We start from the raw sequence: 23,693 nt of genomic DNA, 5'->3' as shown, positions 1-23,693 counted from the left end.
AATCGGCTGCGGAACCGAGGATCCGAACCTCCGCGCGTCGCGCACACCACTCCATCGCCGCGGCGGAGCCGGGGCCTGGAAGCGGCGGACACCGACCAGGGGTGCGGCATAGGGAATGGCGAAGAAGACCGAATACCCCTGTCGCGCTTCGCCACGGACCGCCCCACACGCCGTGCGAACGACCACATCCATCGTGCCCCTCCCTTGCTTCGGCAGAAATCTGATATAAGTCACTGTACTAAAAAGGAGGTGCGATGCCGAAGATCGTCGATCGGACACAACGACGCGACGATGTGGCGGCCGCGCTGTGGCGATTGGCCTACCGCGAGGGCTGGAACGCGGTGAGCCTGCGCCGGGTCGCCGCGGAGGCGGGGTTGTCGCTCGGTTCGCTGCAGCACTACTTCGCCGGGTTGGACGATCTTCTCGACTACTCCGTCGGGGGAGTGGTCGACATGCTCGACGAGCGGCTCGTCGATCAACTCACCACCCTCGCCGACCCGCGCGACGCCGAATCGACTGTGTGCGAAGTACTTCGGAGCATGATCCCCGGAGCCGTCCCCGATCCCGCGGCCGAACGACACCGCGACGACAGCTGGCGCATCCAGGTGATGGCATGGCTGGCCGTGGTCAACAGAGCCGCCCGAAATCCGGAGATGTCGGCCCGCCTCTCCGCCGGCTCCGACCGGCTCGCGGACGCGATCGCCGCCACCCTCCCCGCAGCCGGATACTCGCGAGATGACGCGCTGTCCACCGCGCGCGGACTGCTGTCCCTCGTCGAGGGCTTGCTACTGCAACTGGCCCGTGGCGACGTCGCCCCCAGCGAAGCATCCACGGTGATCACCCGTTTCGTGGCCCTTGCCTTCGACGCGCCGAACAACGAGAAGAGCCGCAGGCGATAACCCGCGGCTTCGACAGTGCATCCGATGAGGTCGAAGTCAGGTCTGATTTGCCCGGAATTCGGCGCGATACCGCGGTAGCAGCCACGCGTAGAGCGCCGCTTCCACGAGCAGAAACGCGTATCCGGCGATCTGTAACCCAGGCCAATGGATGATCATGAAAGCGATGATTCCGCCCACTGCCGCACCCAGAATCGGCCAGAAGCGGCGTTCTACGAGAAGGATCTGGGCGCAACACAGGAGAAGCGTCACGCCGAACAGGAGAGATTTCACAGCAGCCTGTGCGTGATCCGGATCGAAGAGTGCGACGCCGCCGCCGATGAGCAATCCGAAACCGGATGCCCCCAGGACTTGCGCGCCACGATCCAGAAAATCGTCGGTCCGCACCCCGCGGAAACGATCTGCCGAACGCCTGTCCGTCTGCTCGATCTGTTCCAACCGTCCTCGGATGTAGGCATCCCGCAGCCGCACCGCCATCTCCAGCACCGCAGCCGTAGCAGCCGCGGAATCGTGGACGCGCGGGGACGGACCGACATCATCGGAGTACGCATCGCCCTCGCGATACGGGACCAACTGATCGAGACCGGCCGGCAGCGCTTCGGTGACCGGCCTGTACTCGCTGGTCATGATCACGAGCACAATTCCGTCACGCCATTGCACGAGGAGGTCGTCGTCGCCGATTTTGCCGTGCACGACGTCACCGGCTGCCGGTCCGCGCTCGTCGAGGCCCTCGCGCCGTATCACCTTGGCAGCCTGCGCCAAAACGGCGTGAGGTGCTTCCTGACCGGTGACCAGACACACCTTCACCACCGGTTCCCCCGGATGCGCACCACGAAACCACTGCCGCATGATGTGCGGCGGGTGCGGCAGATCGCCGGTGACAGTCCGCCACAGTCGGCTCAACCTTGCCATGGCATCGCCCTCGATGCCCTCGAGTGTCAGCACCAGTCCGCTCCCCTCCGTATTCGATGCTACGTGAAGGGGCTGACGCTCTCCCTCCCGATCGCCGCACTACTTTGCGGAGTTGTCGACATCGAGACGGCATTCACGCTGCGGCGCTGCGATTTACGCTGTTCGCTGAGGTCGTCGACGATCATCCGCGAGCACAGCCGGTTCGATCGACGCGGCGGGCGGCATGAGCGGATATCGCCGCGAGGTCTGAACTTCCCTGTGGCGCAAGAGATCAGAGGCCGCCCACTACTTGAACGCCGGCTGCCGCTTTCCGAAACGCTGCTCCGTGGTGACCGGGCTTTGTCGCTCGGGCGCGGGCTTCCCGTCCGGTACCGCTGCCAGCGCCGCGTTCGCCACGGTGCCATCGGTGGTGGAGAGGACTACCCGCAGCATGACGAGGGCGCCGTGCGCACTGCACACGTACATCGTGTTGAACAGCTCGAACCGATAGGGATCCAAGCGAATTCGATGACTGCCGAGCTGGAGGTGCCGGCTGGAGGGGGACCATCCGGTGGGGTCGTAGACGACTCGCCGTACCGGTCCCAGGTGCGGCCGGAGAACGGTGAGCAGTCCCGGAAGTTCGGCGGCGAGGTCATGCGTGCGAGGCCACCACACACCGTCGACACGGCCGGTGCCGTCGCGGCGCGGGCGCACACGCAATCGGGGTGTACAGAGCGGTAGGCGACGAGCTTGTGCGGGATGCGAGCCCGTCGAGCGTGGCGTCATGAGACGCTCCTGTCACAGCCTCCGCGAGAAGCCGGAATTCGAATCGGAGACGACGCGACCTTGGCTGGCCGGCATGCGAGGTGTCTCTGGATACTGCCCAGCCTACTCGCTGACACCTCCGGCGACCTGCGTGAATGGAATCAGGAGTGGTCCCGATCGCTGTCGAATGCGGGTTCGCGCGGGGCGGGGTTGTCCGGCGGTGCGAGCAGGTCTTGGATCCGGGAGACGTCGCCGGGCGTCGCCGCGGTCGCCAGGATCGCGTGCGCGGTTGCCGGGTCGGTGTGCGGCGGTACGACCAGTAAGCCGATCCTGGCACCGGCGATGCCGAGTACGTCGAGGGTGTGGGCTGGTTTACGACGGAATCCGTTGAGCCGCACCCACGTTCCGCCGGATCGGAAGCCGGGTGGCGCGCCGGCCCAGTCGCCGGGGTGATAGATCACCTGGTGCACCGCCTCGACCAGAGGCTCCACCACCGCGAGCAGGGACGGCAGTTCGGCGGTGAGATTCTCACCGTAAGGCCACCAAGCGCCGTCGAACCAGCCGGTGTGCGGGGGCTCGGTGTGCATCCGGGCGCGCAGTGGCCCGGTGCGGTCCGAGCTGCCGGGCGCGGGATCGGGTTCTCCCGCGGTCATGACCCGGCACGTCCTGTCGGCCGCTTCATATCCACACTCCTGACTCTGCCTTGCGGGGCACACTTCATGACGGTCATTTCCGGACCGGGACGATCGAGGCAGCAGGCCCCGCCGCCGCGAGCGCGGACCGTGCCAGGAGTGGGTCGGTGCCAGAGGCAATGGCTCGCAGCACGATCACCGTACCGTCGGTTCCGCACAGGTACATGGTGCCGAACAGTTCGAACGGATACCGGTCCAGCCGTATGTTGCGGCCGGCCAGGATAAAGTGCGCCCCGCCGGTCGGTAACCATGCGCGCGGATCGTAGACGATGCGCCCTATCGGCCCTGCTCGCGCACGGAATGCGGTGATCAGCCTCGGAATTTCGGCGACCAGATTGTTCGATCGGGGCCACCAGGTCGCATCGACGTAGCCGCTCGCCTCGGTGTCCGGACGCAGGCGTAACCGGGGAGCGTCATCGCGCGTGCGCCCACGCGCCACCGAAGGCACGTTCATCGATAGTGGCGTCATCGGACGCTCCTGCCGCGACCTCGGGAAAGGGCGCATGTCGAATTCGGGAAGGGCGCTACCTCTGCTGGTCAGCGCCCGTGATGCCGCCGAATGACTCGAGCCTACACCCCGCATGTGCCGCTCACGGCGCCAGCGGAAGCGGTGGATGGCCCGACCGGAGCGAGAGGGCCCGGCCGCGCGTGAGCGGCAGGCCGTATAGAGGCGACCGCGCCAGCTGCTTATTTGAACTGGCGCGCTCTCGGCACTGCGGTCTCCCGGGAGACGCGGTTACCTGCCCTCGTCTTACCCATACCCACGTCACTCAACCCGGGAATCGGCGTGGATTACGGCTACAGCGCCGCGCCGGGGTGCGGCAGCGTGGCCGTCAGGCCGGCCAGCAGGATGTCGAGCCCGCGTTCCAACTCGGCCTCACCGTCGTAGTCGGCCAGCACCGGGGCGAGTCGGCGCAGCAACGGGAACTCGGTGACCGGCAGCCGATGCAGGCCGAGTCGCAACACTTCGTCGGATTCTTCCGGACGCTCCACCACTTCCTGCAGCTCATTGAGCACATGGCCGTAGAGGAAACCGAACAGAGCGCGATAGATGTGCAGCGCGTCGGCGCCGGAGAAACCGGCACGGGTGAGCAACGCCAGTACATCCTCCAGTGGCCGCAGCATCGCCTGCGAACGCTGCCCGAGCGGCGTGGCCAGTGGTCGCGTCACCAGCAACGGCACCACCCGCGGATGTGACAGCGCCAGTTCGCGGAAATCACGAGCGATTATCCGCAACCGGCCGCCCCAATCCGGGTCCGAACTGTCCACTCGCAGTTGCCCGAAGACGAGTTCGGCGACACCGTCGAGCACCGCCGCCTTGTTCGGTACATGCCGGTAGATCACCATCGGGTCCCGGCCCACCACGTCGGCCAAACGGCGCATCGATAGCCCCTCGACGCCGTCGCTATCGATGATCGCCAGTGCTGCCGCCAGCACTCCGGCACGCGTGACCTGGCCGGCGCCCCGGCCGTTCGCGGCACGACCAGCGTCGGCGATGTCCGCGAAACCCGGGCGGTCCGGTGACGATTCGTCCATGGCGCAGCCTCTCTCACTGCCGGAAAACACTGTAGCAATGCAGTGTAGACCTACAACGTTGACATTACCTCGACATTGGCGTGTACTGGAGGAACCGCACATCTTCCAGCACCGACCCCTGCGTCCTGAGCTGTCGATGCGGAATCGGGCACAGGTCGAGTGCCGACTATTTCGGCCGCCACGCTCCATCTCGACGAGCAAAGGATCGGTCACCATGGCAATCGCTCACACATTCGCGCACAAGACCAAGGCTTTTCCGGAGGCGATCCGGCGCTATCTCGACCCCGTGCCCGAACGCACCCCGGCTCAGCCCTCGACCCGACTGTCCGAACCTGCGGTCACCCACCGCCCACCGCGACTGCGGCTGAAGCCGGAAGACCGCCGTTCCGACTACATCGACGGCGCGTGGTGGCCCAGATCTACCGATCTCGCGACGGAGATTCCAGAGCTGGTGGCTGCCTTGACAACTCGGCTGGGTCCGGTCGATCGGATCGTCTACGATCCAGACGGCTGGACGCCGCCGCCACGGCAGGTGACAGCGGCAGAACATGCGATCAGCCTAGAGCCGTACCGGTTCCAGTTGCGGAACACGATGTACGTCGTCGGCACCGATTCCGCGGTCACGGTGCTACGCGTGATCCCTCCATCCACCGACGGACGTACCGCCCACTCCGCGATGGTGGACGCCGTCACCCTGCGTCAGGAATAAATCATGCCTCGCCTGCATGTACGCCGCCCCGTCGTCAGCGGCTTCGAAGCTGACACGTCCGCACCCGACGAGCTTCAGCCTTTCCGAACACCTACGCGCACACCGCGTTTGATGCTACGTGGGCGAAGTGCCCTCCCCGGAAACGTCGACGGCGCCTGGTGGCCGTGGACCACGAACCTCACGTCCGAACTCCACGACCTGATCAGTGCGGTCACCCCCCGCCTCGGGCCCACGATGCGCGTCGGCTTCGAATGGAATGCGACCAGTATCGCCCAGCGGCGCATCGACACCGACGACCACATCCGCGTGCACGGCGCCAGTGGCAGCCAGCCTCCCGACGTGATGCGCCTCTACGGAGCACACAACACCGCACTGGCACTGATCGTGATCCCAGCCGGCACGGCACCCGAGGTCGCACGCGAGCGTATGCGCCTCGCGGTGGCAGGACACCTCAGCCCGCCGCCCGGGCCGTGACACCGGGACGCGGCCGATACCGACCAAGGCAGGACCGTCGCTATGACAGAGGCCAACGACCGCACGCATCGGCGAAGCTCCGACCCGGCCGACGACCGAATACCGCGACTGCGGCTGAAGCCGGACTCGGCGAAGACCGGCTACGTCGACGGCGCGTGGTGGCCGCGCAGTGACAATCTCATGGTCGAATTGCCCGCGCTGCTGGCAACCGTGACAGGCCGGCTGGGCCCGATCCGCCGGATCACCTACCGTCTCGGTGAGTGGGCGAGCGCGCCCAGCGATCTGGTCATCGAGGGGTTGGCCATACGCCTCGAGGGCCACCGCACCGGCGCCGTCAACACGATCCAGATGCTGGGCACCCGTGACCGCCGACTGGACCTCCTGGTGATCCCGCCCTACACCGACGACCATCGAGCTGTCGCCGCAATGGACACCGCATCCGCCACCGGCGACGTCTCCACCGTGGACGACCTGTTGATGATCAGCCCCGGAGAACGACGAGATCGCACCACACGAGCGGAGGCCGTGCGCCGATGGAGCTCCGAGGACTAGTGGTGGCCTTGAAGATTCATGCGCGGTGAAGTTTTTTTCGACCCCGGCGATGAGTTTTCCGGACCGTCCCCGTCCTACTGGTGAACGCGCCACCAACCCGGTGCGACCGAGCCAGAAGGAACGAGAAATGACCGCCGTCACCGCCACCCGGACCACCACCGCCGCCGTCCACCCCGGCAAGATCCGCAACCGCGTCCTGTGGACCCTGCAGATCGTGCTCGGCCTGTTCTTCGTCATCGCCTCCGGCGGCCCGAAGCTCGTCATCCCGCAGACCCTGATGGAAAACAACGCCACCGCCTTCTCGATCCCGTTGGCGCTGCTGGTCTTCATCGGTCTGGCCGAGGTCGCGGGCGGGATCGGACTCATGGTGCCCCGCCTGACCGCGGCCGCCGCGATCGGCCTGGCGATCGTCACCTTCCTGGCCGCCGGCTTCAACGCCTTCCTGGCCGGCGCGCCGGAATTGGCTCCCTTCCCGCTGGTGCTCACCGCGATCTTCGCCTGGATCGCCTACGAACGCCGGGACTCGATCACCGCCCTGGGCGCGCTGATCAAGCGATGACCCGCGCATAACGCCCGGCTACCGGTGGCACCCAGCCGCCGGTAGCCGCGTTGTGCGTGACGGGGACGGTCCGGTCGGGTTGGTCGGGCTGTCCCACCGGAGTCGCTGCGTGCATCCGAGATCGGTTGGTATCGGCGGGAACTGACACCGGAGTGTGTCGTCCCCCTGCCGTTATGGTTCGGGCATGGCAGATCTAGTCGCCGAATGGGTTCGCAACGCCGAATCCCCCGACGGGATGCCGGGTATGGTGATCCTCTTCCGCGAGGAGGATCCCCACTCCATACGCGAGCAGTTGGCATCGCTGCAGGGCTACCCCGCTGCGCTGCCCTGGGATTGGCTCGCCGCTTTCGACGCCGAGGATGCCGAGCAGGATCGCTGAGTTCCAGCGAAGACCACTAACTGATATTCGTGACGCCGACGCAGTTCGACGAGCTCTCGCGGCTGTTCACCGCACACGGTACGCGCGCGGAAAGCATGCGGACGTGGCGTGACCCGGAGTGGACGTCCGCGCTGAAAGCCTGGGCCGGAGCCTACGGCTCGAGGCCCGCGGCCCGGCGATCACAAGCTCCGGCGCACCCGAGGAGACCGAACCAGACCGGCTCGCCTGACATGTCGGTTCGACGCACCACGCGCAGCGAATTAGTTGGGACTTTGTTGGAAGATCCGACCAACGAGGTAGGTATTCGGGCGGAGGAAACCCGCCCTGACCTGCGATCAAAGTGGGCCCAACGCTCCACAACCCGAACACTCTCACGGTGGAAGGTCCGGAGACCCGGATCAAACCTGTCGGCACCCGCCGGGCGGCACCGGAAGGTGATCGGTGATGGCCGAACAGATGATCACCGGGTTGGCCTCGTTGCAGGCCGATGAACTGGCATGGACCGCCGCAATCACCGGAGCGGTGGGCAGAGCCGGACTGCGGTGCCTGACACCCGGATCTGCTCCTCGGCCGGATGCAGCGCAACTTCCAGCAGCGAGGGGCGGCCCATGTCGTGGCCCTGGTGGAGGGTCAGCTCGGCGTGCGGCGGGACCAGACCGAGCTGGCGGGCGTACGCGCCGAAGGCGGCAGCGGCGGCGCCCGTGGCGGCGTCTTCGACGACGCCGCCCACGGGGAATGGGTCGCGGACGTGGTAGACCGTCGCGGTTTCGCGCCAGACCAGCTGCACCGTGGTCAGGTTGAGCCGGCGCATCAGGGCGAGCAGGCGGTCGAAGTCGTAGTCCAGGTCGGCCAGTCGCTCCCGTGTGGCGGCCGCCAGCACCAGGTGGTGCACCCCCGCGTACGCGATCCTCGGGGGCAACGCGGCATCCAACTCCCGGTTCGTCCAGCCGAGCGCCGCCAAGGCTTCCGTGACATCCGCCGGGTCTGCCTCGTACACCCGCGGTGGCACGCTGGTGAGCGTGGCCTTCAGCGTTCCGTTGACCTCGTGGACAGCGACCGGCACCCGACCCGCCTGGGTGTGGAGGTCGAAGTTCCCGGCTCCGAATCGTTCGCCGAGCGCGACGGCGGTGGCCACAGTGGCGTGGCCGCAGAAGTCCACTTCCGCCTTGGGGCTGAAGAACCGGAGGGTGAAGGACCTGAGGTCGTCAGGGTCGGGGTTGGGGGTGAGAAAGGCGGATTCCGAGTAACCGAGCTCGGCGGCCATCGCAAGCATCGCGGCGTCGTCGAGTCCGGCGGCGTCGAGTATGACGCCGGCGGGGTTGCCGCCGTGGGGGCTGGTTGCGAAGGCGGTGTAGTGCAGGACGTCGGTGGTGGTCGGAGTGGTCATGGGTGGGATCCCTTCTGGCGGAGCCGGATTGCGAAAGTGGAGGGGAATCGAGGGGGTCACTGGCCGTCGGTCGTGCCCCGTTTCCTCGAGACGAACAGTGCCAGCAGGGTGCCGGTGGCGAAGGCCGCGGCAGCAAGGGTTGCCGACAGTCGCAGACCGGGGATGAAATCGCCGGAGGCGGCGAGCGTGCCGAACAGCGCAACCCCGACAGTGCTGCCGACCTGCCGGGAGACGTTGAAGACGGCGGCGGCGATGCCCGCCCCCGACGCCGGGGCTGCGTCGATGATCGCGGCGGTAGCGGCCAGGGCCGTCGTGGTCTGGCCGAGGCCTGTGGCAACCAGGGCGAACAGCAGCGCGTAATAAGGAGTGTGCAACCCGGCGACCAGCCAGCCGAGGAAGCCGGTGGTGCCCAGCGCCAAGCCCGCGGCCATCGGGACGTACGGGCCGGTGCGGGCAACGATCCGGCTGAACAGCGGGGCGGCGATCAACCCCATGCACACCGACGGCAGCAGGGCAAAGCCGGTGGCCAGGGCGCCGAGGCCGCGCTCCTGCTGGAAGTACAGAGTGGTCAGGAAGAGCATGCCGTAATAGCCGAGGCTGATCAGCAACCCGATCACGGCGGTGCCGGTAAAGGCCGGGGAGCAGAACAGCGACGGCGGGAGCAGTGGCGCGCGCTCGCCGCGGCCGCCCGCCGCCCGCTTCTCCAGAGCGCGCTCGACCTGGGCGAAGGCGACCAGCGCGGCGGCGCCGAGGCCGAAGGCAGCCAGGACCGACGCGGACGTCCAGCCGTGCGTGCCTGCCTCGTTGAAGCCGTACGCCAAGGCGACGAGCCCGACGACGCCGAGGATCTGTCCCAGCGGGTCCATCCGGCGGACTCCTGTCGTGCGGGCGGAGGCGCGGAGGTGGCGCAGGGTGAGGTGCATGGCGAGAGCGCCGACGGGCAGATTGAGCCAGAACACGAAGCGCCAGTCGAGGGCAGAGACCAGGACCCCGCCGACGACCGGACCGGCGCCGAAGGCGACGGAGGCAACCGCGCCCCAGAGGGCGACTGCCCTGGCCCGCATCGTGCGATCGGGGTAGGTGGCCTGCAAGAGTGCGAGCGAGGCCGGCACGAGCAGCGCGGCGCCCGCACCCTGGGCGAGCCGTCCGGCGACCAGCAGGCCGGGAGATGTGGCGAGGCCACATGCCACCGACGCGGTAGTGAAAATCCCGAGGCCGGTCAGGAAGACCCGGCGGTGCCCGAACCGATCGGCGAGGCCGCCGCCGAGCAGGAGCAGCGCCGCGAAGACGGTGCTGTAGCCGTCGACGAGCCACTGCAGGGCGGAGGCTCGGGCGCCGAGGGAGGCGCGGATGTCCGGGAGGGCGACATTGACAACCGTCACGTCGAGCATCACCAGGAAGTAGCCGAGGCTGAGCGCGACCAGCGGGGCCGGCGCGAGCGCGGGTCGCGGGTTATCCGTGCCGGAAAGCGCCGCCGGTCGGGGTGTTCCGGCGGCGCGCCCGGGTCGAGCGGCGAAGTCCGTGAAGGTCATGGGAAAAATCATCGACCCCGGATGCTTCGTCAGCCATCGAAGTGTCGCTGTCCTACGCTGTCGTCATGCCGGATCCGCACCCGCTCAAGCACCAGACCGACATTGCCCGCGCCGCCGCCCTGATCGCCGATCCCTCCCGGGCCGTCATGCTCAAATGCCTGGCCGATGGCCGCGCTCTGCCCGCGAGTGCGCTCGCGGGCGAGGCCGCGGTCAGCGCGGCGACGGCCAGCGCGCACCTGGCCAAGCTGGTGGAGGGCGGGTTCGTCACGGTCGCGCAGGAGGGACGGCACCGCTACTACCGCCTCGCGGGCCCTGAGATCAGCGCGGCCTTGGAGGCGCTGGCACTCGTCGCGCCGGCGCTGCCCATCAACTCCCTGAAGGAGAGCAACCGCACCAACGCCCTGTACCGCTCCCGCACGTGCTACGACCATCTGGCCGGACAGCTCGGTGTCGCCCTGATGCAGGCGCTGCTCGGCCGTGGCGTGCTCACCGGGCACGACGGCTTCCACCGCCCCGCGGAAGCGGTGCGCGACCGCCTGTCGTCGTACGGCCGCGATATCCGCTACGAACTCACCGACACCGGCCGGGAACAACTCCGCGAACTCGGCGTCGATACCGACCGCTTGCCACCGCGCCGGCCCGCGATCCGCTACTGCGTCGACTGGAGCGAGCACCGCCACCACTTGGCCGGCGGCCTCGGCGCAGCCCTGACCGCCCGACTATTCGACCTGGACTGGGTGCGCTGGGGCGTTGCCCCGCGCCTGGTCCACCTGACCGACCAGGGCGCCGCGGGCCTCGAGCAGTCACTCGGTCTGGTACTCGCCAGAGCTTGAACACCCACTGGTACAGGCAGCGGTGCCCTCCGCGATCCGGGCGTTCACGGCGGAGGGCAGAGGCCTTGTGCCCGAACGTGTATGGACACCCTCACCGACGGCACCCGGATCCGCGAGTCCGAGTTTGTTCGGCGACACCGACGATGCCGACGCAGCGGCACCCCTGTGGTTATTGTGGCGGCCATTGGCGTGCTGTGCTCGTTGTCGAGTTGTGGAAGCCGGCGAATGGGCGCGTGTGCGCGCAACGGAAACCCGGTCGGTGCAGGTGCCGGTGATCACTGCTCGTTGTGCACGGCTCTGCCGCGCTGCGTGATGAGTTCGTCGAGGATCGCCTGCACGGTTCGGGGGCCGCTGTAGTGGTAGCCCTGCACCAGCGAGAAGCCGAGGTCGGTGAGCACTGCCGCTTGGTGCGCGGTCTCGACCCCTTCGGCGATGACCTCCATGTCGAGCGCGGTGCTGAGCGCCTTGATCACCCCGAGCAGCGGTGGCGCGGGCGAGTCCGCGGTGATCGCCGCGACGAAGGACCGGTCCACCTTGAGGATGTCCGCTGGAATGGCCGCCAGCCTGCTCAACGATGAGTAACCGGTGCCGAAGTCGTCGATAGCGATGCGTACGCCGGCGTTCCGCAAGGCGCTCAGGTTGTGGATCGCGTTCGGTGACTCGGCCTCCAACTGCGTCTCGGTGACCTCGAGCACCAGCTGCCCAGCGTGCCAGCCGGTGCTGCGCAGAGTACTCCGTACCCGATTGCCGTAATCGCTGTCGGCCAGCTCCAGACCGCTGACATTGACGTTCAGCGTGAGGTCGAGATCCGCAACAGTTCTCCGCAGCGTGACTGCGTCCACACACGCCCGGCGTAGTACGGCCTGGTCCAGGTCGGCGATCAAGTTGTACTCCTCCGCGGCGCGGATCACCTCGATCGTGCTGAGGCCAGGCTCGGTGGCCGAAGACCAGCGCAGCAACGCCTCCACACCGACCACCTTGTCGCCGAGCGGCAGGCTGACGATCGGCTGGTACAGGACTTCCAGGTTGGTGTCTTCCGCGATGGCCCGGCGCATTTCCTCAGCCAGGGCAACGCGCTGCCCGGATTCCAGCCTGGTCTGGTTGGGACCTGCCTGCTTGGCCCGATACCGGCCCACATCGGCCCGGCTGACCAGCATCGACGCCGGTTCACGCGGCTGCCATGACGTGACGCCGGCGGAGCAGCCGGTAGTTGTCGCCGCGCGCATGCGGTCGGTGAGCCCGACCGCGGCCCGTTCGGTCGTGTCGGGCAGCAGCACCGCGAACAGGTCGCCACCGAGCCGGGCCAGCGTCTGTTCCGGCGTCAACAGCTCACTCCAGGTGTCGGCGACGTGCTGCAGCACCGCATCGCCCGCGGGCTGGTCGAGGTGGCCGTCGTCGTCCGTCTGACAGCGGTCCAGGTCGGCCAACACCAGCGCGGGGCGTTGGCCGAGCCGCCCGGCCTTGGCGATCTCGGCGTTCAGCAATCGATCGAAACCGCGCCGATTGAGCAGGCCGGTGAGCACATCGATGTCGGCTTCTGCGGCTCTGCGGGCCACAATCGTGACCACCACACCGACCATCACGGTCACCCCGGCCGCGATCACCCCGGTCCACCATTGCAGGTGCTCGCGAGTGCCCAACACCGCCATGCAGCACACCACGGCGAACCCGATCTCCAGGCCGGTGACGTACGTGCTGAAGAAGAACGCGGCATCGCACGCAACGAACACGTATATGGACGACAGCGTGACCGCGGCGGTGTCGCCGGGGAGCCAATGAATGGCAATGGTGATCAGCACGGTCCCGAGCGATACCAAGATCGGGTGCGCGCGCACCGGCATCCGCGCACCCACCAGATACACCAGGATGCCGGTGAGCACCGCGACCAGCGCTGCCCCGAACACGACCGCGCGACTACCCGGCCCCTCGCCTGTCAATGCGGTCACCACGGCAGCGAGCAGTCCGCCGACGAAAAAGAAAGCCCCAGTAGTCCTGGACATGAGGCTCGCTGTTGCTACCACTGATGCCGCCCGCGCCCGAGTACGGGAACCACCCCGGGTTCCGACTCCTCGCATCTCTCCAGACTAGCCACCCCATCAAGGGCGGAATACCCAGGTCGGAGCACTAGCCGAGCCTTGACTCCGCAATGATCTCGAGCCCGTTGTGCGTCATCGGGATCACAGGATCCAGGTCACCGCCGACCTTGTAGACCTGCACGACACGGCCACCCCGATGTCAACCACGCAACGTGTTCGGGCAATGCCACACAGCGAAGCAGCCGCAGGTCGATGACCTGCGGCTGCTTCGGTGGGTGGAGCTAAGGGGAATCGAACCCCTGACCTTCTCGATGCGAACGAGACGCGCTACCAACTGCGCCATAGCCCCGTGGCTCGTTTCCGGGCCAACGGAGGAGAACTTTAGCAGGTGGGGACGGGAGATTCCGAATCGGCTGGTCCGGGTGGGGAAATGCGGGGTCAGGTGGGTTCGGGGGCGGGTGGGGTGAGGTGGAGACCGGCGGCGGTGGCGGCCTCGGCGAGGACTGTGTCGAGCATGGCGGGGGTGAGGCGGCCGGTGAAGGTGTTCTGCTGGCTGACGTGGTAGCTGCCGAACAGTTCGAGGCGGTGGCGGCCGGGGCGGGCGGGTTCGATCGTGTAGTGGACGCCGTGGCCGAATTTCGGGCGGGGGCGGGGAACCTGCCAGCCGGCCGTGGTGAGGGCGGGCATGAGTGCCTGCCAGCCCCAGGCGCCGAGGACGACGACGGAACGGACTGTGGGGGAGAGCAATTCGAGTTCGTTGATCAGCCAGTGCCGGCAACGGTCGCGTTCGTCGATGGTGGGTTTGTTGTCCGGGGGCGCGCAGTGCACGGGGGAGGTGACGCGGGTGCCGATCAGCCGGAGGCCGTCGTCGCGGCGGGTGGCGGTGGGCTGGGTGGCGGCGCCGATCGTGTAGAGGGAAGCGAAGAGTACGTCGCCGCTGCGGTCGCCGGTGAACATCCGGCCGGTGCGGTTTCCGCCGTGGGCGGCGGGGGCGAGGCCGACCAGCAGCATGGCGGCGTCGGTGGGGCCGAAACCGGTCACCGGGCGGCCCCAGTAGGTTTCGTCGCGGAAGGCGGCGCGCTTCTCGCGGGCGACCTGTTCGCGCCAGGCGACCAGTCGCGGGCAGGCGCGGCAGTCGGTGAGCGCGATGTCCATCGCGTCGAGGTCGGGATAGTCGGCCGATGCTGTCGCGGCGGTTTTCGGTGGTTCGCTGTGGGCGGTGCGACGCACCATCGGTCCCTCCGTTCGGTCGGTGCCCTTGCGAGTCTGCCCGTTCCGCGGTGATCGTGTCACACCGACCGCTGTCGATAGCTGTCTGTTTGCGAGACTCGGCGCACCGTCCGGTACATGTCGATTCGTGCCTTGTGGGCGATTCGTTCGGTCCGGCGCGAGGTATTCGCGGTGGCGAGGAGAGTCGCCGATTTCCGGGATGGGGGCGGCTGTCGGCCGAAAAGCCGACAGGTCGCTGGAATCGGACCGGTCGGATGATCAGCTGTCCGGCCGGCAGACGTGCAGGTCCGTAGCTTTCGATGTTGATAGCATGGCGTTTCCAGCCGGACGGTCCGCCGCAGCACCGGTTGCGCGGCCCAACGCGATCACATCGAGAGAGTTCTTGCATGCAGTTCGAAATCGTCGAGCGGGACGAGACGTGGGTCGCCGGGCTACCGGTGCGCAGTCCGAAACGTGCGCTCGGAGAACTGCGCGACCGCGATCTCGAGGCCGCTTGGGCCGCGGTGCTGCATCAGGAATTGGGGGGCCCGCTGGCCTCCTCCTACACCGATTACGCACCCGATCTGGGCACGTTCAACACGCAGATCGTCGGCTACGAATGCACCTCTTTCGATCGGGTGACCCGCGGGCATATCGTGGCCCGTCTGCCCGCCGGCGCCTATGCGCGTTTCTCCGCGGTCGGCAATTTTCCGCAGATCATGACCGACCTGTGGACCCAGATCGCCTACGCCGAGGAACACAACCAGATCAAACGCACCTTCACCGGGGATTTCGAATGCTATCCGCACGCGTACAAGATCGATCTGTACCTGGCGGTAGACCCCCGATGACGTATTCGATCGTGGTCCGCGACGCGGCCATCTACGGCGGCCTGGTGGTGCCGCGGGTCCGGCCGAGTTTCAAGGTCAGCAACAGTGAGCTGATCGAATTCCTGCGTGAGCGGCTGCGTGATCGCGAGATCGGCGGCCCGCTCTACACCGTGTACGTGCCCGATCCGGCCGGAAATTACAACGTGCTGGTCAGCTACGAATATCACGCGCCCAAAGAGGTGCCGGTCGGCGATGTGATGATTCGCGTCCCGAAGGGCGTATACGCCCGATTCGAACCCAACGGTGATTATCACGATCCGGTCGAGGACGTCTGGGCTCAGGTCGACGACGCCACCGCGTCGGCCGAGATCACCCGCGCGTATCGCGAGGAGATCGAGGTGTGGCGTGGTCCCGACCGGTTGGAGTTGTTCATCTCGATTCTGGTGTGATATTTGGTTGCCAACGGGTAACCAAATGTGAACCGGGCGGTCTTTTTGTTCTGTGTGGTGCACGACACCGACGGGATGACCTCGATCGATACCGCGCGGCACGCTCGGGTTTCGGAAGATTTGCCGGACGTCTGGTCAATTTCGGAGGGATGACGGATACTTCCCTAGGTGGCCATACCCGACACCGGCGGTACCGCCTGCCGAGCGGAGGTGGCCGAACGATCGCGCCGCGCCGCGCAGCAACAGAGTAGGAACCGTATGACTGGGCTGGATGTCGCACCGGAGGCGCTGCGACGATATGGCTGCTGACCACCGTGTGCGACCCCGCCGTACGGCCCCCCTGCCGGCCCTCGGCGAATTCTCCGCCGCACCTCTCCGCGAACTCGCCGCGATTTCATCGCAATACGTCGATACACTAGCGTCGGTTCAGGGCGGATTCATCGACGCTCGGGGCGTGGACGTCCTTCCCTCGACATGCCGTGGATAGCGCGATCGGAGATAAGGTGCCTCGGCGAACGCTCGACTCGTTGGTGACCCAGGTCGCCGCGGAGTTGATGGGTGTCGACGCCACGACGATGGTGGCGGCGACCGAACGAGTGCTGGCCAAACTGGTCGACTACTTCGACGTCGATTTCAGTTTCGTCCGCCATACCGACCGGGAACGGCGGGCGACGGTGCTGGTCGCGGAATGGCCGCCGCGCCAAGGCGTGCCCGACCCCGACCCGCTGCGTGTGGTGTATTTCGAACAGGCCGATTCGGTGTTCCGCGCCGTCGAGCACGCCACCGAACCGATGATCGCCCGCCCCACCCCGGAATTCTCCGACTATCAGGAGACGATTCGCCGCTCCGGACTGACCGACGTGACGACCGCGACCGTTCCGCTGATGTCACGCGGTGAGCCGACCGGATTACTCGGATTCATGAAACGGGGCGACCGGCAGTGGAGCACCCGGGAGATCAACGTCCTGAAGGCGATCGCGGCGTTGCTGGCGCAATTGCAGGCCCGGGTGGTGGCCGAGGAACGGCTGCGCTACATCGCCCTGCACGACGACCTCACCGGATTGGCCAACCGTCGCGCCCTGCTCGAACATATGGAGGAGCGGTTGCGTCCGGGCAGTTCGGGGCCGGTCGCCGCCTTCTTCCTCGATCTCGATCGGCTCAAGGCGCTCAACGATTTCCTGGGTCATACCGCCGGTGACAATTTCATCCGCACTCTGTCGTCGCGGCTGAAGGAACATCTCGATCCGAACGACATGATCGCGCGGCTGGGCGGCGACGAATTCGTCATCGTTCCGGCCAAACCGGTGGATCCGGTCGCGGCGGAACTCGAGGCCACCCGGATTCAGCAGTTGATCACCCGCCGGGTGTCGGTGGGCGGAGAAACGGTGAGTCGTGGTGCGAGTGTCGGTGTGGCGCTGGGCATGCCGGGGGAGACCACCGTCGCCGATCTGCTGCGCCGGGCCGACCACGCGCTGTTGTCGGCGAAATCCGGTGGCGGCAACGGCGTCGCGGTCTTTACCGATGCCATGCGCGCGCAGTTCGAACTGCAGGACGACGTCGAATTGAATCTGCGCGGCGCGGTCTCCGACGGTTCGCTGCTGCTGCACTATCAGCCCGAGGTGGATCTGCGGACCGGGCGCATCGTGGCGCTGGAGGCGTTGGTGCGCTGGCAGCATCCCACCCGCGGACTGCTGCCGCCCGGTGCGTTCGTCGGGGTGGCCGAGGCGACGAATCTGGCCGGCGAACTCGGTCGCTGGGTATTGCGTACGGCCCTGGCGCAATTCGCGAAATGGCGGCGCGCCGGGCTGGCCTCGAACGTGGTGATCCGGATCAACGTCTCGCCGGTGCAGTTGGTGAGCCTGGACTTCGTGGAATGCGTCGAGGATGTGCTGCGCCGGCACGGAATCGATGGCAGTTCGGTGTGCCTGGAGATCACCGAACATGTCGTGGTCTCGGATCTGACCCGCACGCAGGTGACCTTGCGCGGACTCAAGCGCATGGGTGTGCAGATCGCGATCGATGATTTCGGCACCGGCTACAGTTCGCTGTCGCATCTCAAGGCGCTGCCGGTGGACGCGGTGAAGATCGACCGCGGTTTCGTGCAGCGGCTCGGCGCCAGCACCGACGATCTGGCGATCGTGAAATCCATTGTGGGACTTGCCGGTTCGTTCGGCCTCGGAGTGGTCGGCGAAGGGGTGGAGACGGCGGTGGCCGCGCGCACCCTGGTCGGCCTGGGTTGCTACCGGGCGCAGGGTTTCCTCATCGCGCGGCCGATGCCCGCCGAGGAGGCCGAACCGCATCTGGCGGAGGGGCGCATCCCGCTCGACCTGGAACTCCCGCGGGTTTCCCGTGGGGCGCATCGGATCTGATTCCCCGGTATGGCGGTCGCCGAATCCGTGGGTTCGCCATGGCTGCTGGTGGAAACGCTGGCGCCCGCGAGTGGGCCGACGATCGTCGCCGACGGGCCTCGCGTCCGGGAATGGACGAGTCTTTCGCGCGCCGGACGCTCGCTCGGGGCGGGTGCCTCCGCGCTGGCGGCCGCCGCCGTCGAGATAGCAGCGGCGGCCGTTCCGTCCGGCTCGGCCGCGGAGTCGGCCGACGGCCGGATCGTCGTCTCCGAGGGCGGCTGGACCGCGATCGCGGTGCCGGTCTTCTGCTCGTTCGGGGCTGTGCACGGCGTGCAGCTGTGGGTGGGCGCCGCGGGCCGGCAGCCGCCGCCCCGGCGCGCGGTCGCGGCATGGGACTGGGATTCCGGTACCGAACTCGCCCACCACGGCCCCGGCCTGGAGGAACTCGCCTTCGCCCGCGCCCGCGAACACGTGCGGGTGGTGCGCACGCCGCCGGAGGTGTTCGGGCGGATGGTGCGTTTCGACGAGCGGATGGGCTATACCGCGGTGGTGGCAGGCACCGATCCGGCCGGTCGCTGGCAGGGGGAACTGGCGATTCGCGGTGACGACGAGATCGTGCGCAACTTCCAGCTGGTCATCCGGGTGCATCGCGAGGATCCGCATCTGGCCGTCTCGACCCGGACGGCACACGTCACCCGCGCGCTGCTGCACGAGATCACCGACGTCAGCCCGCCGCGCCCGGATACGGATCTGGCGATCACCCGCGCGGTGTCGCGGTCGCCCGATGCCGGTGTGGGATTCGTCGAATTGGCGTTGGGGCTGGTGTACGAGTGGGCCAGCCCGCCACCACCGCCGCTGGAACGCTGGAGCACCGAACGGCCGCTCGTGCATCCCGATGATCGGCGGGATTACCGGGCGGCGTTCGCGGCTGTCTTCGCCGATGAGATCGATGCGCCGGCAAGGGAACTCGTGTTTCGTCTCCGATTCGAGGACACCGAATGGATCGCGGTGCGCGCCGAGCTGTCGCGCCTGGGGTCCGAGCGCGCCCACGGCATGATCCGGGTCCGGCCTGCCGCACGGTGACGCGAGTGCCGCGGTCGAGAGGCGATGCCGGTGCGCGCGGTTGGCGCAGCCTTCGGCGAGCATTCATCCCGTGTTCGTCCCGCCGGTTCGCGCGACGGGGACGATCGGCGCGTGCGCATCGCTCAGCTGGCGAACTTCTACGGGCCGCGTTCGGGCGGACTTCGCACCGCACTGCATCACCTCGGCGCCGGATATGTGGCCGCCGGGCACGAGGTGGTGCTGATCGTGCCGGGCGCGCGCCGGGGCGAGGAAATGCTGCCCAACGGTGTGCTGCGGATGACCGTGCCGGCGTTGGGGATTCCGTGGACGGGCGGGTATCGCGCGGCCGATCCGCGCCGAGTCGCCGATCTGCTGGCGGGGCTGGCGCCGGATGCGCTCGAGGTGTCGGACCGGCTGACTCTGCGCGGATTCGGACGGTGGGCCCGCCGCCGGGATATCGCGTCGGTGATGATCTCGCACGAGCGTCTCGATCGGTTGCTCGGCCAGGTGCTACCCACCTCGGTCGCGCGGCGAGCCGCCGATGTGGCCAATCGCCGCACCGCCGCCGATTACGACATGGTGGTCTGCACGACCGCGTTCGCCCGCGCGGAATTCGACCGGATCGATGCCCCGAATGTCGCGCTCGTCCCGTTGGGTGTGGATCTGGAGCTGTTCGCGCCGCATCGTCACGATCGGGCCCTGCGGGCGCGGCTCGGAGGTTCGCATCTGGTGGTGCACTGCGGGCGGCTGTCGGTGGAGAAGCGGGTCGACCGCAGTATCGAGGCGGTGGATCACCTGCGCCGGGGCGGGGTGAACGTGCGCCTGGTGGTCGCGGGGGACGGGCCGCGCCGCGACGCGCTGGTCCGGCAGGCACGCGGCGTGGCGGCGTTGCCCGACGGGCGTCCCGGCGTCCATTTCGCCGGATTCATCGACGACCGAACACATTTGGCGACCCTGCTGGCCAGCGCCGACATCTCCCTCGCGCCCGGTCCGCACGAAACCTTCGGACTGGCGGCGCTCGAGGCGCTGGCCGCCGGCACCCCGGTGGTGGCGAGTCGTTCCTCGGCGCTGGCCGACATCGTGACCGCCGAATGCGGGGCCGTGGCCGCCGATCACCCGTCCGCCTTCGCCGAGGCCGTCACCGATGTGCTGGCCCGCCCGGCGGCGCAGCGACGGCGTGCGGCGCGCTCGCGAGCCGAACAATTCCCGTGGCCGGTCGCGGTCGCCGGGATGCTGTCGGTATTGCGCGGATTGTCGTAGCCGCGACGTGCCCGTGCGGCCCGGTACGGATGCGGTGTGTCGGGGAACACGTATGCTCCAGGGCAACGGAGATAGTCAGTCCGGATGCCGGCCCAGCACCGACATCACACCGCAGAGCATTCGAGGAACGGCGTGCGTGATCGCTTGAAGTCCGTGAGCGGCAAGAAGACTCTGGTCACCGGCGCGGCCAGCGGAATCGGTCGGGCGACCGCGATCGCCGCCGCCGCGCAGGGGGCCGAACTCGTTCTGACCGATATCGATGCCGCCGGGCTCGCGGACACCGTCGAGGAGATCGGGCGCACCGGCGGCAAGGTGCTGGAATCGCGGGCTCTCGACATCAGCGATTACGAGGCGGTCGCCGCCTTCGCCCGGGACGTGCACGGTCGGCACGGCAGCCTGGACGTGGTGATGAACGTGGCCGGCATCTCGGCCTGGGGCACCGTCGAGAATCTCGAGCACCGGCACTGGCGCTCGATGGTGGACGTGAATCTGATGGGCCCGATCCACGTCATCGAGAGCTTCGTGCCGGAGATGGTGCGGGCCGGGCGTGGCGGGGCGCTGGTCAACGTGTCCTCGGCGGCGGGGCTGCTGGCCTTTCCCTGGCATGCGGCCTACAGCGCGAGCAAATACGGGTTGCGCGGCGTATCGGAGGTGCTGCGCTTCGACCTGGCCCGGCACGGGATCACGGTGCATCTGGTGGTGCCGGGAGCGGTGAACACCCATCTGGTGCAGACCGTCGAGATCGCCGGTGTGGATCGCGACGATCCGCGAATTCGACGGTATGTGAAGCGGTTCCAGTCGCACGCCGCATCGCCGGATCAGGCCGCGCGGGCCATCTTCCGTGGTATCGAGAAGAATCGCTTTCTCGTCTACACGTCGTTCGACGTGCGGTTCGGGTATTGGTGGGCGCGAAAGTTCGCCTGGCCCTACGAGTTCACGATGCGCCGCGCCAACGACCAGTTCAACCGCTTCCTGCGCTGAGTTCGGCGCGGATTCACCCGCACATCTTCTCGGCGCACGCCGCCACATCGGCATCCGTGACGTGATCGCGCGCGGTCGGTTCCTCGCATCCCTCGGCCCGGGTGCAGTCGATGTTCACATCCAGCGTGCGCGCGCCGGGGCCCTCGTCGCCGAGCCGGTCGTGATAGTTGACGATGCGGCAGCTGCCCAGTGACAGACAGCCACAGCCGATGCAGTCGGTGAGACTGTTGCGCAGCCGGGTGAGCTGTTCGATCCGCTGATCGAGATCGGTGCGCCACGTTACCGACAATCGTTCCCAATCCTTCCGATTGGGGGTACGCCCCTCCGGTAGGGTGTCGAGAGCCTTGCGAATTTCGCTGAGCGGAATTCCGACGCGCTGCGAGATCCGGATGAATGCCACCCGGCGCAGCGTTTCCCGGGAGTATCGGCGCTGGTTTCCGCTGGTGCGTCGGCTGGCGATCAGGCCCTCGCGTTCGTAGAAATGCAGTGCCGACACCGCGACGCCGCTGCGTTCCGACAGTTGGCCGGGGGTGAGCTCCTTGGCTTGCCATGTCGTATGCTGCATACCTCAACGATACTTCAGGTTCGTGGCGGCCGGGCGAGAACCGGGAACTTCGCCGCCGCGCAGCGGTGATAGCGTCCGGCGCCGGATCCGGCGTGGTCGGCGAACAATTTCGTGCCAACCCGGCGGCGGCCCATTACGGTCGGGATATGGGAACAGAGGCTGTGCCCCCGGCGCGACCGTTTTCCGTGACGACCGAGGTCGGGACGTTGCGCGCGGTACTGCTGCATCGCCCGGGCGATGAGCTGCGCCGACTCACGCCGCGCAACAACGATCAACTGCTGTTCGACGCCATTCCCTGGGTGGAGCGCGCCCAGCAGGAGCACGAGATCTTCGCCGATGTGCTGCGTGGTCGCGGTGTCGAGGTGCTGTTACTCGCCGATCTGCTGACCGAGACGCTCGCGGTCAGCGGCGCCGGACGCAGTATGGGCATCACCGCGGCCGTCGACGCCCGCCGCATCGGCTACGCCCTGGCAGAGGAACTGAAGACCTATCTGCGCGCGGTGCCCGCGCCGGATCTGGCGCGAATCCTCATGGCCGGCATGACCTTCGACGAATTGCCGTTCGAACCGGATGCCGCGTCGCTGGTGCGGCGCATGCACCACGGCACCGATTTCGTCATCGAACCGCTGCCGAATCTGCTGTTCACTCGCGATTCCTCGTTCTGGGTGGGGCCCAAGGTGGCCATCACCTCCCTCGCGCTGCCGGCCCGCGCTCGCGAAACCTCGCTCACCGACCTGGTATACGCGTTCCACCCGCGATTCCTCGGCGTGCGACGGGCCTACGAATCGCACACCGCGCCGATGGAAGGCGGTGACGTCCTGCTTCTTTCGCCCGGTGTGGTCGCGATCGGGGTGGGTGAGCGCACCTCGCCGGCCGGTGCGGAAGCGTTGGCGCGCAGTCTCTTCGACGATGCGCTGGCCCACACCGTGCTGGTGGTGCCGATCGCGCAGAACCGGGCCACCATGCATCTGGACACCGTGTGCACCATGGTCGACCGCGATGCGGTGGTGATGTACCCGGGTGTGCAGAATTCGTTGCGCGCGTTCACCATTCGAGCCGACGGCGATTCGGTGCGGATGAGCGGTCCGGATCCGTTCCTGCCCGCCGCGGCCGAGGCGATGGGGATCGACAAACTGCGGGTCATCGACACCGGGCTGGACGGGGTCACCGCCGAACGGGAACAGTGGGACGACGGCAACAACACCCTCGCACTGGCGCCCGGGGTCGTGGTGGCCTATGAACGCAACGAGAATACGAATACACGGCTGGCCGATGCGGGCATCGAGGTGCTGACCATTCCGGGATCCGAACTGGGTTCCGGGCGTGGCGGGCCCCGCTGCCTGTCCTGCCCGCTGTCGCGTGACGAGGTGTGAAAGCCGATGCTGGATATCCCGGTCGACCATCAATCGACGGTTCCGCCGTACGAACAACTGCGGCTGGGCATCGTCGCCCGGGTGCAATCCGGCGAACTCACCGCCGGAACCAAGATTCCGACGGTGCGCGCGCTGGCCGTTCAGCTCGGCTTGGCGCCGAACACCGTCGCGCGCGCCTACCGCGAACTCGAGCAGGACGGCGTGCTCGAGACCAGGGGCCGGCTCGGGTCGTTCATCGCCTCCTCCGGTGATCCGACTCGCGACGCGGCCGGGCGCGCGGCCACGGAATACGTTGCGGCGGTGCGCCGATTGGGGCTCGACGACGAGGCGGCGCTGGGCTACGTGCGGGCGGCGCTGGGCGAGACCCCCTAGCCG

26 protein-coding genes and 1 tRNA gene are annotated in these 23,693 nt (G+C 67.7%); 15 read left to right on the top strand and 12 right to left on the bottom strand.

The genetic code is table 11. The features are described 5' to 3' along the window. Positions 1-192 (bottom strand): carboxylesterase family protein (locus tag NMI01S_RS34015; protein WP_157126102.1); only part of this gene is annotated, 192 nt, incomplete at its 3' end. 62 nt (positions 193-254) lie between these two features. Between NMI01S_RS34015 and NMI01S_RS09455 the strand changes: the two genes are divergently transcribed. Then, positions 255-899, top strand: coding sequence for a TetR/AcrR family transcriptional regulator (locus NMI01S_RS09455; protein ID WP_062995537.1), 645 nt, complete (start codon positions 255-257; stop codon positions 897-899). A gap of 36 nt (positions 900-935) precedes the next feature. On the opposite strand, the gene NMI01S_RS09450 is transcribed toward NMI01S_RS09455, so the two are convergent. From NMI01S_RS09450 to NMI01S_RS09430, 5 genes are all read right to left on the bottom strand, one after another. Beyond that, positions 936-1,841: a hypothetical protein gene (locus tag NMI01S_RS09450; RefSeq protein WP_062995535.1), complete on the bottom strand. Its 906-nt coding sequence runs from the start codon at positions 1,839-1,841 to the stop codon at positions 936-938. Between the two features lie 252 nt (positions 1,842-2,093). After that, positions 2,094-2,573, bottom strand: coding sequence for a DUF5994 family protein (locus tag NMI01S_RS09445; RefSeq protein ID WP_062995533.1), 480 nt, complete (start codon positions 2,571-2,573; stop codon positions 2,094-2,096). Between the two features lie 140 nt (positions 2,574-2,713). Continuing rightward, positions 2,714-3,205, bottom strand: coding sequence for a DUF5994 family protein (locus NMI01S_RS09440; protein ID WP_062995532.1), 492 nt, complete (start codon positions 3,203-3,205; stop codon positions 2,714-2,716). 73 nt (positions 3,206-3,278) lie between these two features. Beyond that, positions 3,279-3,713 carry a DUF5994 family protein gene (locus tag NMI01S_RS09435; RefSeq protein ID WP_157126101.1) on the bottom strand — a complete coding sequence of 145 codons (435 nt, stop codon included), beginning with the start codon at positions 3,711-3,713 and terminating at the stop codon, positions 3,279-3,281. Between the two features lie 329 nt (positions 3,714-4,042). Continuing rightward, a complete protein-coding gene (locus tag NMI01S_RS09430; protein ID WP_062995530.1) occupies positions 4,043-4,780 on the bottom strand; it encodes a TetR/AcrR family transcriptional regulator C-terminal domain-containing protein in 738 nt (245 codons plus the stop codon). Between the two features lie 214 nt (positions 4,781-4,994). On the opposite strand from NMI01S_RS09430, the gene NMI01S_RS09425 reads away from it, so the two are divergent. The 5 genes from NMI01S_RS09425 (at position 4,995) to NMI01S_RS09405 (ending at position 7,453) form a co-directional block, all read left to right on the top strand. Next, positions 4,995-5,489, top strand: coding sequence for a DUF5994 family protein (locus tag NMI01S_RS09425; protein WP_062995529.1), 495 nt, complete (start codon positions 4,995-4,997; stop codon positions 5,487-5,489). Positions 5,490-5,600: 111 nt separating this feature from the next. Next, positions 5,601-5,963, top strand: coding sequence for a DUF5994 family protein (locus NMI01S_RS09420; RefSeq protein ID WP_174554467.1), 363 nt, complete (start codon positions 5,601-5,603; stop codon positions 5,961-5,963). A 42-nt stretch (positions 5,964-6,005) separates the two neighbouring features. Further along, positions 6,006-6,515 carry a DUF5994 family protein gene (locus NMI01S_RS09415; protein ID WP_062995527.1) on the top strand — a complete coding sequence of 170 codons (510 nt, stop codon included), beginning with the start codon at positions 6,006-6,008 and terminating at the stop codon, positions 6,513-6,515. 127 nt (positions 6,516-6,642) lie between these two features. Then, on the top strand, positions 6,643-7,074 hold the full coding sequence (locus tag NMI01S_RS09410; RefSeq protein WP_062995526.1) for a DoxX family protein: 432 nt from the start codon (positions 6,643-6,645) through the stop codon (positions 7,072-7,074). 184 nt (positions 7,075-7,258) lie between these two features. Further along, the gene (locus NMI01S_RS09405) at positions 7,259-7,453 is read left to right on the top strand and encodes a hypothetical protein (RefSeq protein ID WP_062995525.1); all 195 of its coding nucleotides are present in this window, start codon (positions 7,259-7,261) and stop codon (positions 7,451-7,453) included. A 511-nt stretch (positions 7,454-7,964) separates the two neighbouring features. Here the strand turns inward: NMI01S_RS09405 and NMI01S_RS09400 are convergent. Both NMI01S_RS09400 and NMI01S_RS09395 read right to left on the bottom strand, forming a co-directional pair. Then, positions 7,965-8,840 (bottom strand): PhzF family phenazine biosynthesis protein, encoded by an 876-nt coding sequence (locus tag NMI01S_RS09400; RefSeq protein WP_062995524.1) that lies wholly within the window; start codon positions 8,838-8,840, stop codon positions 7,965-7,967. Positions 8,841-8,896: 56 nt separating this feature from the next. Further along, on the bottom strand, positions 8,897-10,372 hold the full coding sequence (locus tag NMI01S_RS09395) for an MFS transporter (RefSeq protein ID WP_084512783.1): 1,476 nt from the start codon (positions 10,370-10,372) through the stop codon (positions 8,897-8,899). Between the two features lie 65 nt (positions 10,373-10,437). Between NMI01S_RS09395 and NMI01S_RS09390 the strand changes: the two genes are divergently transcribed. After that, positions 10,438-11,205: an ArsR/SmtB family transcription factor gene (locus NMI01S_RS09390; RefSeq protein ID WP_062995721.1), complete on the top strand. Its 768-nt coding sequence runs from the start codon at positions 10,438-10,440 to the stop codon at positions 11,203-11,205. Positions 11,206-11,480: 275 nt separating this feature from the next. Here the strand turns inward: NMI01S_RS09390 and NMI01S_RS09385 are convergent, their stop codons facing one another. The 3 genes from NMI01S_RS09385 to NMI01S_RS09375 all read right to left on the bottom strand — a co-directional run bounded on the left by NMI01S_RS09385 (position 11,481) and on the right by NMI01S_RS09375 (position 14,396). Continuing rightward, positions 11,481-13,151 carry a putative bifunctional diguanylate cyclase/phosphodiesterase gene (locus NMI01S_RS09385; protein WP_245716784.1) on the bottom strand — a complete coding sequence of 557 codons (1,671 nt, stop codon included), beginning with the start codon at positions 13,149-13,151 and terminating at the stop codon, positions 11,481-11,483. 366 nt (positions 13,152-13,517) lie between these two features. Then, positions 13,518-13,590 (bottom strand) — tRNA-Ala (locus NMI01S_RS09380). Positions 13,591-13,679: 89 nt separating this feature from the next. Continuing rightward, positions 13,680-14,396, bottom strand: coding sequence for a uracil-DNA glycosylase (locus NMI01S_RS09375; protein ID WP_062995719.1), 717 nt, complete (start codon positions 14,394-14,396; stop codon positions 13,680-13,682). Between the two features lie 461 nt (positions 14,397-14,857). Here NMI01S_RS09375 and NMI01S_RS09370 point away from each other — a divergent pair, with 461 nt between their 5' ends. The 6 genes from NMI01S_RS09370 (at position 14,858) to NMI01S_RS09345 (ending at position 21,380) form a co-directional block, all read left to right on the top strand. Next, positions 14,858-15,301 (top strand): GyrI-like domain-containing protein, encoded by a 444-nt coding sequence (locus NMI01S_RS09370; protein ID WP_062995522.1) that lies wholly within the window; start codon positions 14,858-14,860, stop codon positions 15,299-15,301. Beyond that, complete coding sequence (locus NMI01S_RS09365; protein ID WP_062995521.1) at positions 15,298-15,729, top strand: effector binding domain-containing protein; 432 nt, start codon at positions 15,298-15,300, stop codon at positions 15,727-15,729. The genes NMI01S_RS09370 and NMI01S_RS09365 overlap by 4 nt, the downstream gene beginning before the upstream one ends. 554 nt (positions 15,730-16,283) lie before the next feature. After that, on the top strand, positions 16,284-18,098 hold the full coding sequence (locus NMI01S_RS09360; RefSeq protein ID WP_062995716.1) for a putative bifunctional diguanylate cyclase/phosphodiesterase: 1,815 nt from the start codon (positions 16,284-16,286) through the stop codon (positions 18,096-18,098). A 9-nt stretch (positions 18,099-18,107) separates the two neighbouring features. Continuing rightward, positions 18,108-19,160 carry a GAF domain-containing protein gene (locus NMI01S_RS09355; RefSeq protein ID WP_062995520.1) on the top strand — a complete coding sequence of 351 codons (1,053 nt, stop codon included), beginning with the start codon at positions 18,108-18,110 and terminating at the stop codon, positions 19,158-19,160. Positions 19,161-19,271: 111 nt separating this feature from the next. Beyond that, a complete protein-coding gene (locus NMI01S_RS09350) occupies positions 19,272-20,399 on the top strand; it encodes a glycosyltransferase (RefSeq protein WP_062995714.1) in 1,128 nt (375 codons plus the stop codon). Between the two features lie 84 nt (positions 20,400-20,483). Continuing rightward, positions 20,484-21,380, top strand: a complete 897-nt coding sequence (locus NMI01S_RS09345; protein WP_062995519.1) for an SDR family oxidoreductase — start codon at positions 20,484-20,486, stop codon at positions 21,378-21,380. Between the two features lie 13 nt (positions 21,381-21,393). Here the strand turns inward: NMI01S_RS09345 and soxR are convergent, their stop codons facing one another. Then, a complete protein-coding gene (gene soxR / locus NMI01S_RS09340; RefSeq protein ID WP_062995518.1) occupies positions 21,394-21,945 on the bottom strand; it encodes a redox-sensitive transcriptional activator SoxR in 552 nt (183 codons plus the stop codon). Positions 21,946-22,091: 146 nt separating this feature from the next. Here soxR and arcA point away from each other — a divergent pair, with 146 nt between their 5' ends. Together arcA and NMI01S_RS09330 are read left to right on the top strand one after the other, a co-directional pair. Continuing rightward, positions 22,092-23,318 (top strand): arginine deiminase, encoded by a 1,227-nt coding sequence (gene arcA / locus NMI01S_RS09335; RefSeq protein ID WP_062995712.1) that lies wholly within the window; start codon positions 22,092-22,094, stop codon positions 23,316-23,318. Positions 23,319-23,324: 6 nt separating this feature from the next. Continuing rightward, positions 23,325-23,690 (top strand): GntR family transcriptional regulator, encoded by a 366-nt coding sequence (locus tag NMI01S_RS09330; RefSeq protein WP_174554466.1) that lies wholly within the window; start codon positions 23,325-23,327, stop codon positions 23,688-23,690. Positions 23,691-23,693 lie beyond the last annotated feature (3 nt).

This window comes from Nocardia mikamii NBRC 108933, assembly GCF_001613505.1.
Lineage (GTDB): Bacteria > Actinomycetota > Actinomycetes > Mycobacteriales > Mycobacteriaceae > Nocardia > Nocardia mikamii.
The sequence above is the reverse complement of the archived record's forward strand: the minus strand, read 5'-3'. Positions and strand labels throughout refer to the sequence as shown.

Excerpts from the sequence above, each read along its gene's own strand:
- NMI01S_RS09330 (WP_174554466.1), top strand. The coding sequence starts at position 23,325 with ATGCTGGATATCCCGGTCGACCATCAATCGACGGTTCCGCCGTACGAA.
- NMI01S_RS09365 (WP_062995521.1), top strand. The coding sequence starts at position 15,298 with ATGACGTATTCGATCGTGGTCCGCGACGCGGCCATCTACGGCGGCCTG.
- NMI01S_RS09400 (WP_062995524.1), bottom strand. The coding sequence starts at position 8,840 with ATGACCACTCCGACCACCACCGACGTCCTGCACTACACCGCCTTCGCA.
- NMI01S_RS09420 (WP_174554467.1), top strand. The coding sequence starts at position 5,601 with ATGCTACGTGGGCGAAGTGCCCTCCCCGGAAACGTCGACGGCGCCTGG.
- NMI01S_RS09355 (WP_062995520.1), top strand. The coding sequence starts at position 18,108 with ATGGCGGTCGCCGAATCCGTGGGTTCGCCATGGCTGCTGGTGGAAACG.
- soxR (WP_062995518.1), bottom strand. The coding sequence starts at position 21,945 with ATGCAGCATACGACATGGCAAGCCAAGGAGCTCACCCCCGGCCAACTG.
- arcA (WP_062995712.1), top strand. The coding sequence starts at position 22,092 with ATGGGAACAGAGGCTGTGCCCCCGGCGCGACCGTTTTCCGTGACGACC.
- NMI01S_RS09370 (WP_062995522.1), top strand. The coding sequence starts at position 14,858 with ATGCAGTTCGAAATCGTCGAGCGGGACGAGACGTGGGTCGCCGGGCTA.
- NMI01S_RS09345 (WP_062995519.1), top strand. The coding sequence starts at position 20,484 with ATGCCGGCCCAGCACCGACATCACACCGCAGAGCATTCGAGGAACGGC.
- NMI01S_RS09360 (WP_062995716.1), top strand. The coding sequence starts at position 16,284 with ATGGGTGTCGACGCCACGACGATGGTGGCGGCGACCGAACGAGTGCTG.
- NMI01S_RS09440 (WP_062995532.1), bottom strand. The coding sequence starts at position 3,205 with ATGACCGCGGGAGAACCCGATCCCGCGCCCGGCAGCTCGGACCGCACC.
- NMI01S_RS09410 (WP_062995526.1), top strand. The coding sequence starts at position 6,643 with ATGACCGCCGTCACCGCCACCCGGACCACCACCGCCGCCGTCCACCCC.
- NMI01S_RS09430 (WP_062995530.1), bottom strand. The coding sequence starts at position 4,780 with ATGGACGAATCGTCACCGGACCGCCCGGGTTTCGCGGACATCGCCGAC.
- NMI01S_RS09425 (WP_062995529.1), top strand. The coding sequence starts at position 4,995 with ATGGCAATCGCTCACACATTCGCGCACAAGACCAAGGCTTTTCCGGAG.
- NMI01S_RS09395 (WP_084512783.1), bottom strand. The coding sequence starts at position 10,372 with ATGACCTTCACGGACTTCGCCGCTCGACCCGGGCGCGCCGCCGGAACA.
- NMI01S_RS09415 (WP_062995527.1), top strand. The coding sequence starts at position 6,006 with ATGACAGAGGCCAACGACCGCACGCATCGGCGAAGCTCCGACCCGGCC.
- NMI01S_RS09390 (WP_062995721.1), top strand. The coding sequence starts at position 10,438 with ATGCCGGATCCGCACCCGCTCAAGCACCAGACCGACATTGCCCGCGCC.
- NMI01S_RS09435 (WP_157126101.1), bottom strand. The coding sequence starts at position 3,713 with ATGACGCCACTATCGATGAACGTGCCTTCGGTGGCGCGTGGGCGCACG.
- NMI01S_RS09445 (WP_062995533.1), bottom strand. The coding sequence starts at position 2,573 with ATGACGCCACGCTCGACGGGCTCGCATCCCGCACAAGCTCGTCGCCTA.
- NMI01S_RS09455 (WP_062995537.1), top strand. The coding sequence starts at position 255 with ATGCCGAAGATCGTCGATCGGACACAACGACGCGACGATGTGGCGGCC.
- NMI01S_RS09405 (WP_062995525.1), top strand. The coding sequence starts at position 7,259 with ATGGCAGATCTAGTCGCCGAATGGGTTCGCAACGCCGAATCCCCCGAC.
- NMI01S_RS09375 (WP_062995719.1), bottom strand. The coding sequence starts at position 14,396 with ATGGACATCGCGCTCACCGACTGCCGCGCCTGCCCGCGACTGGTCGCC.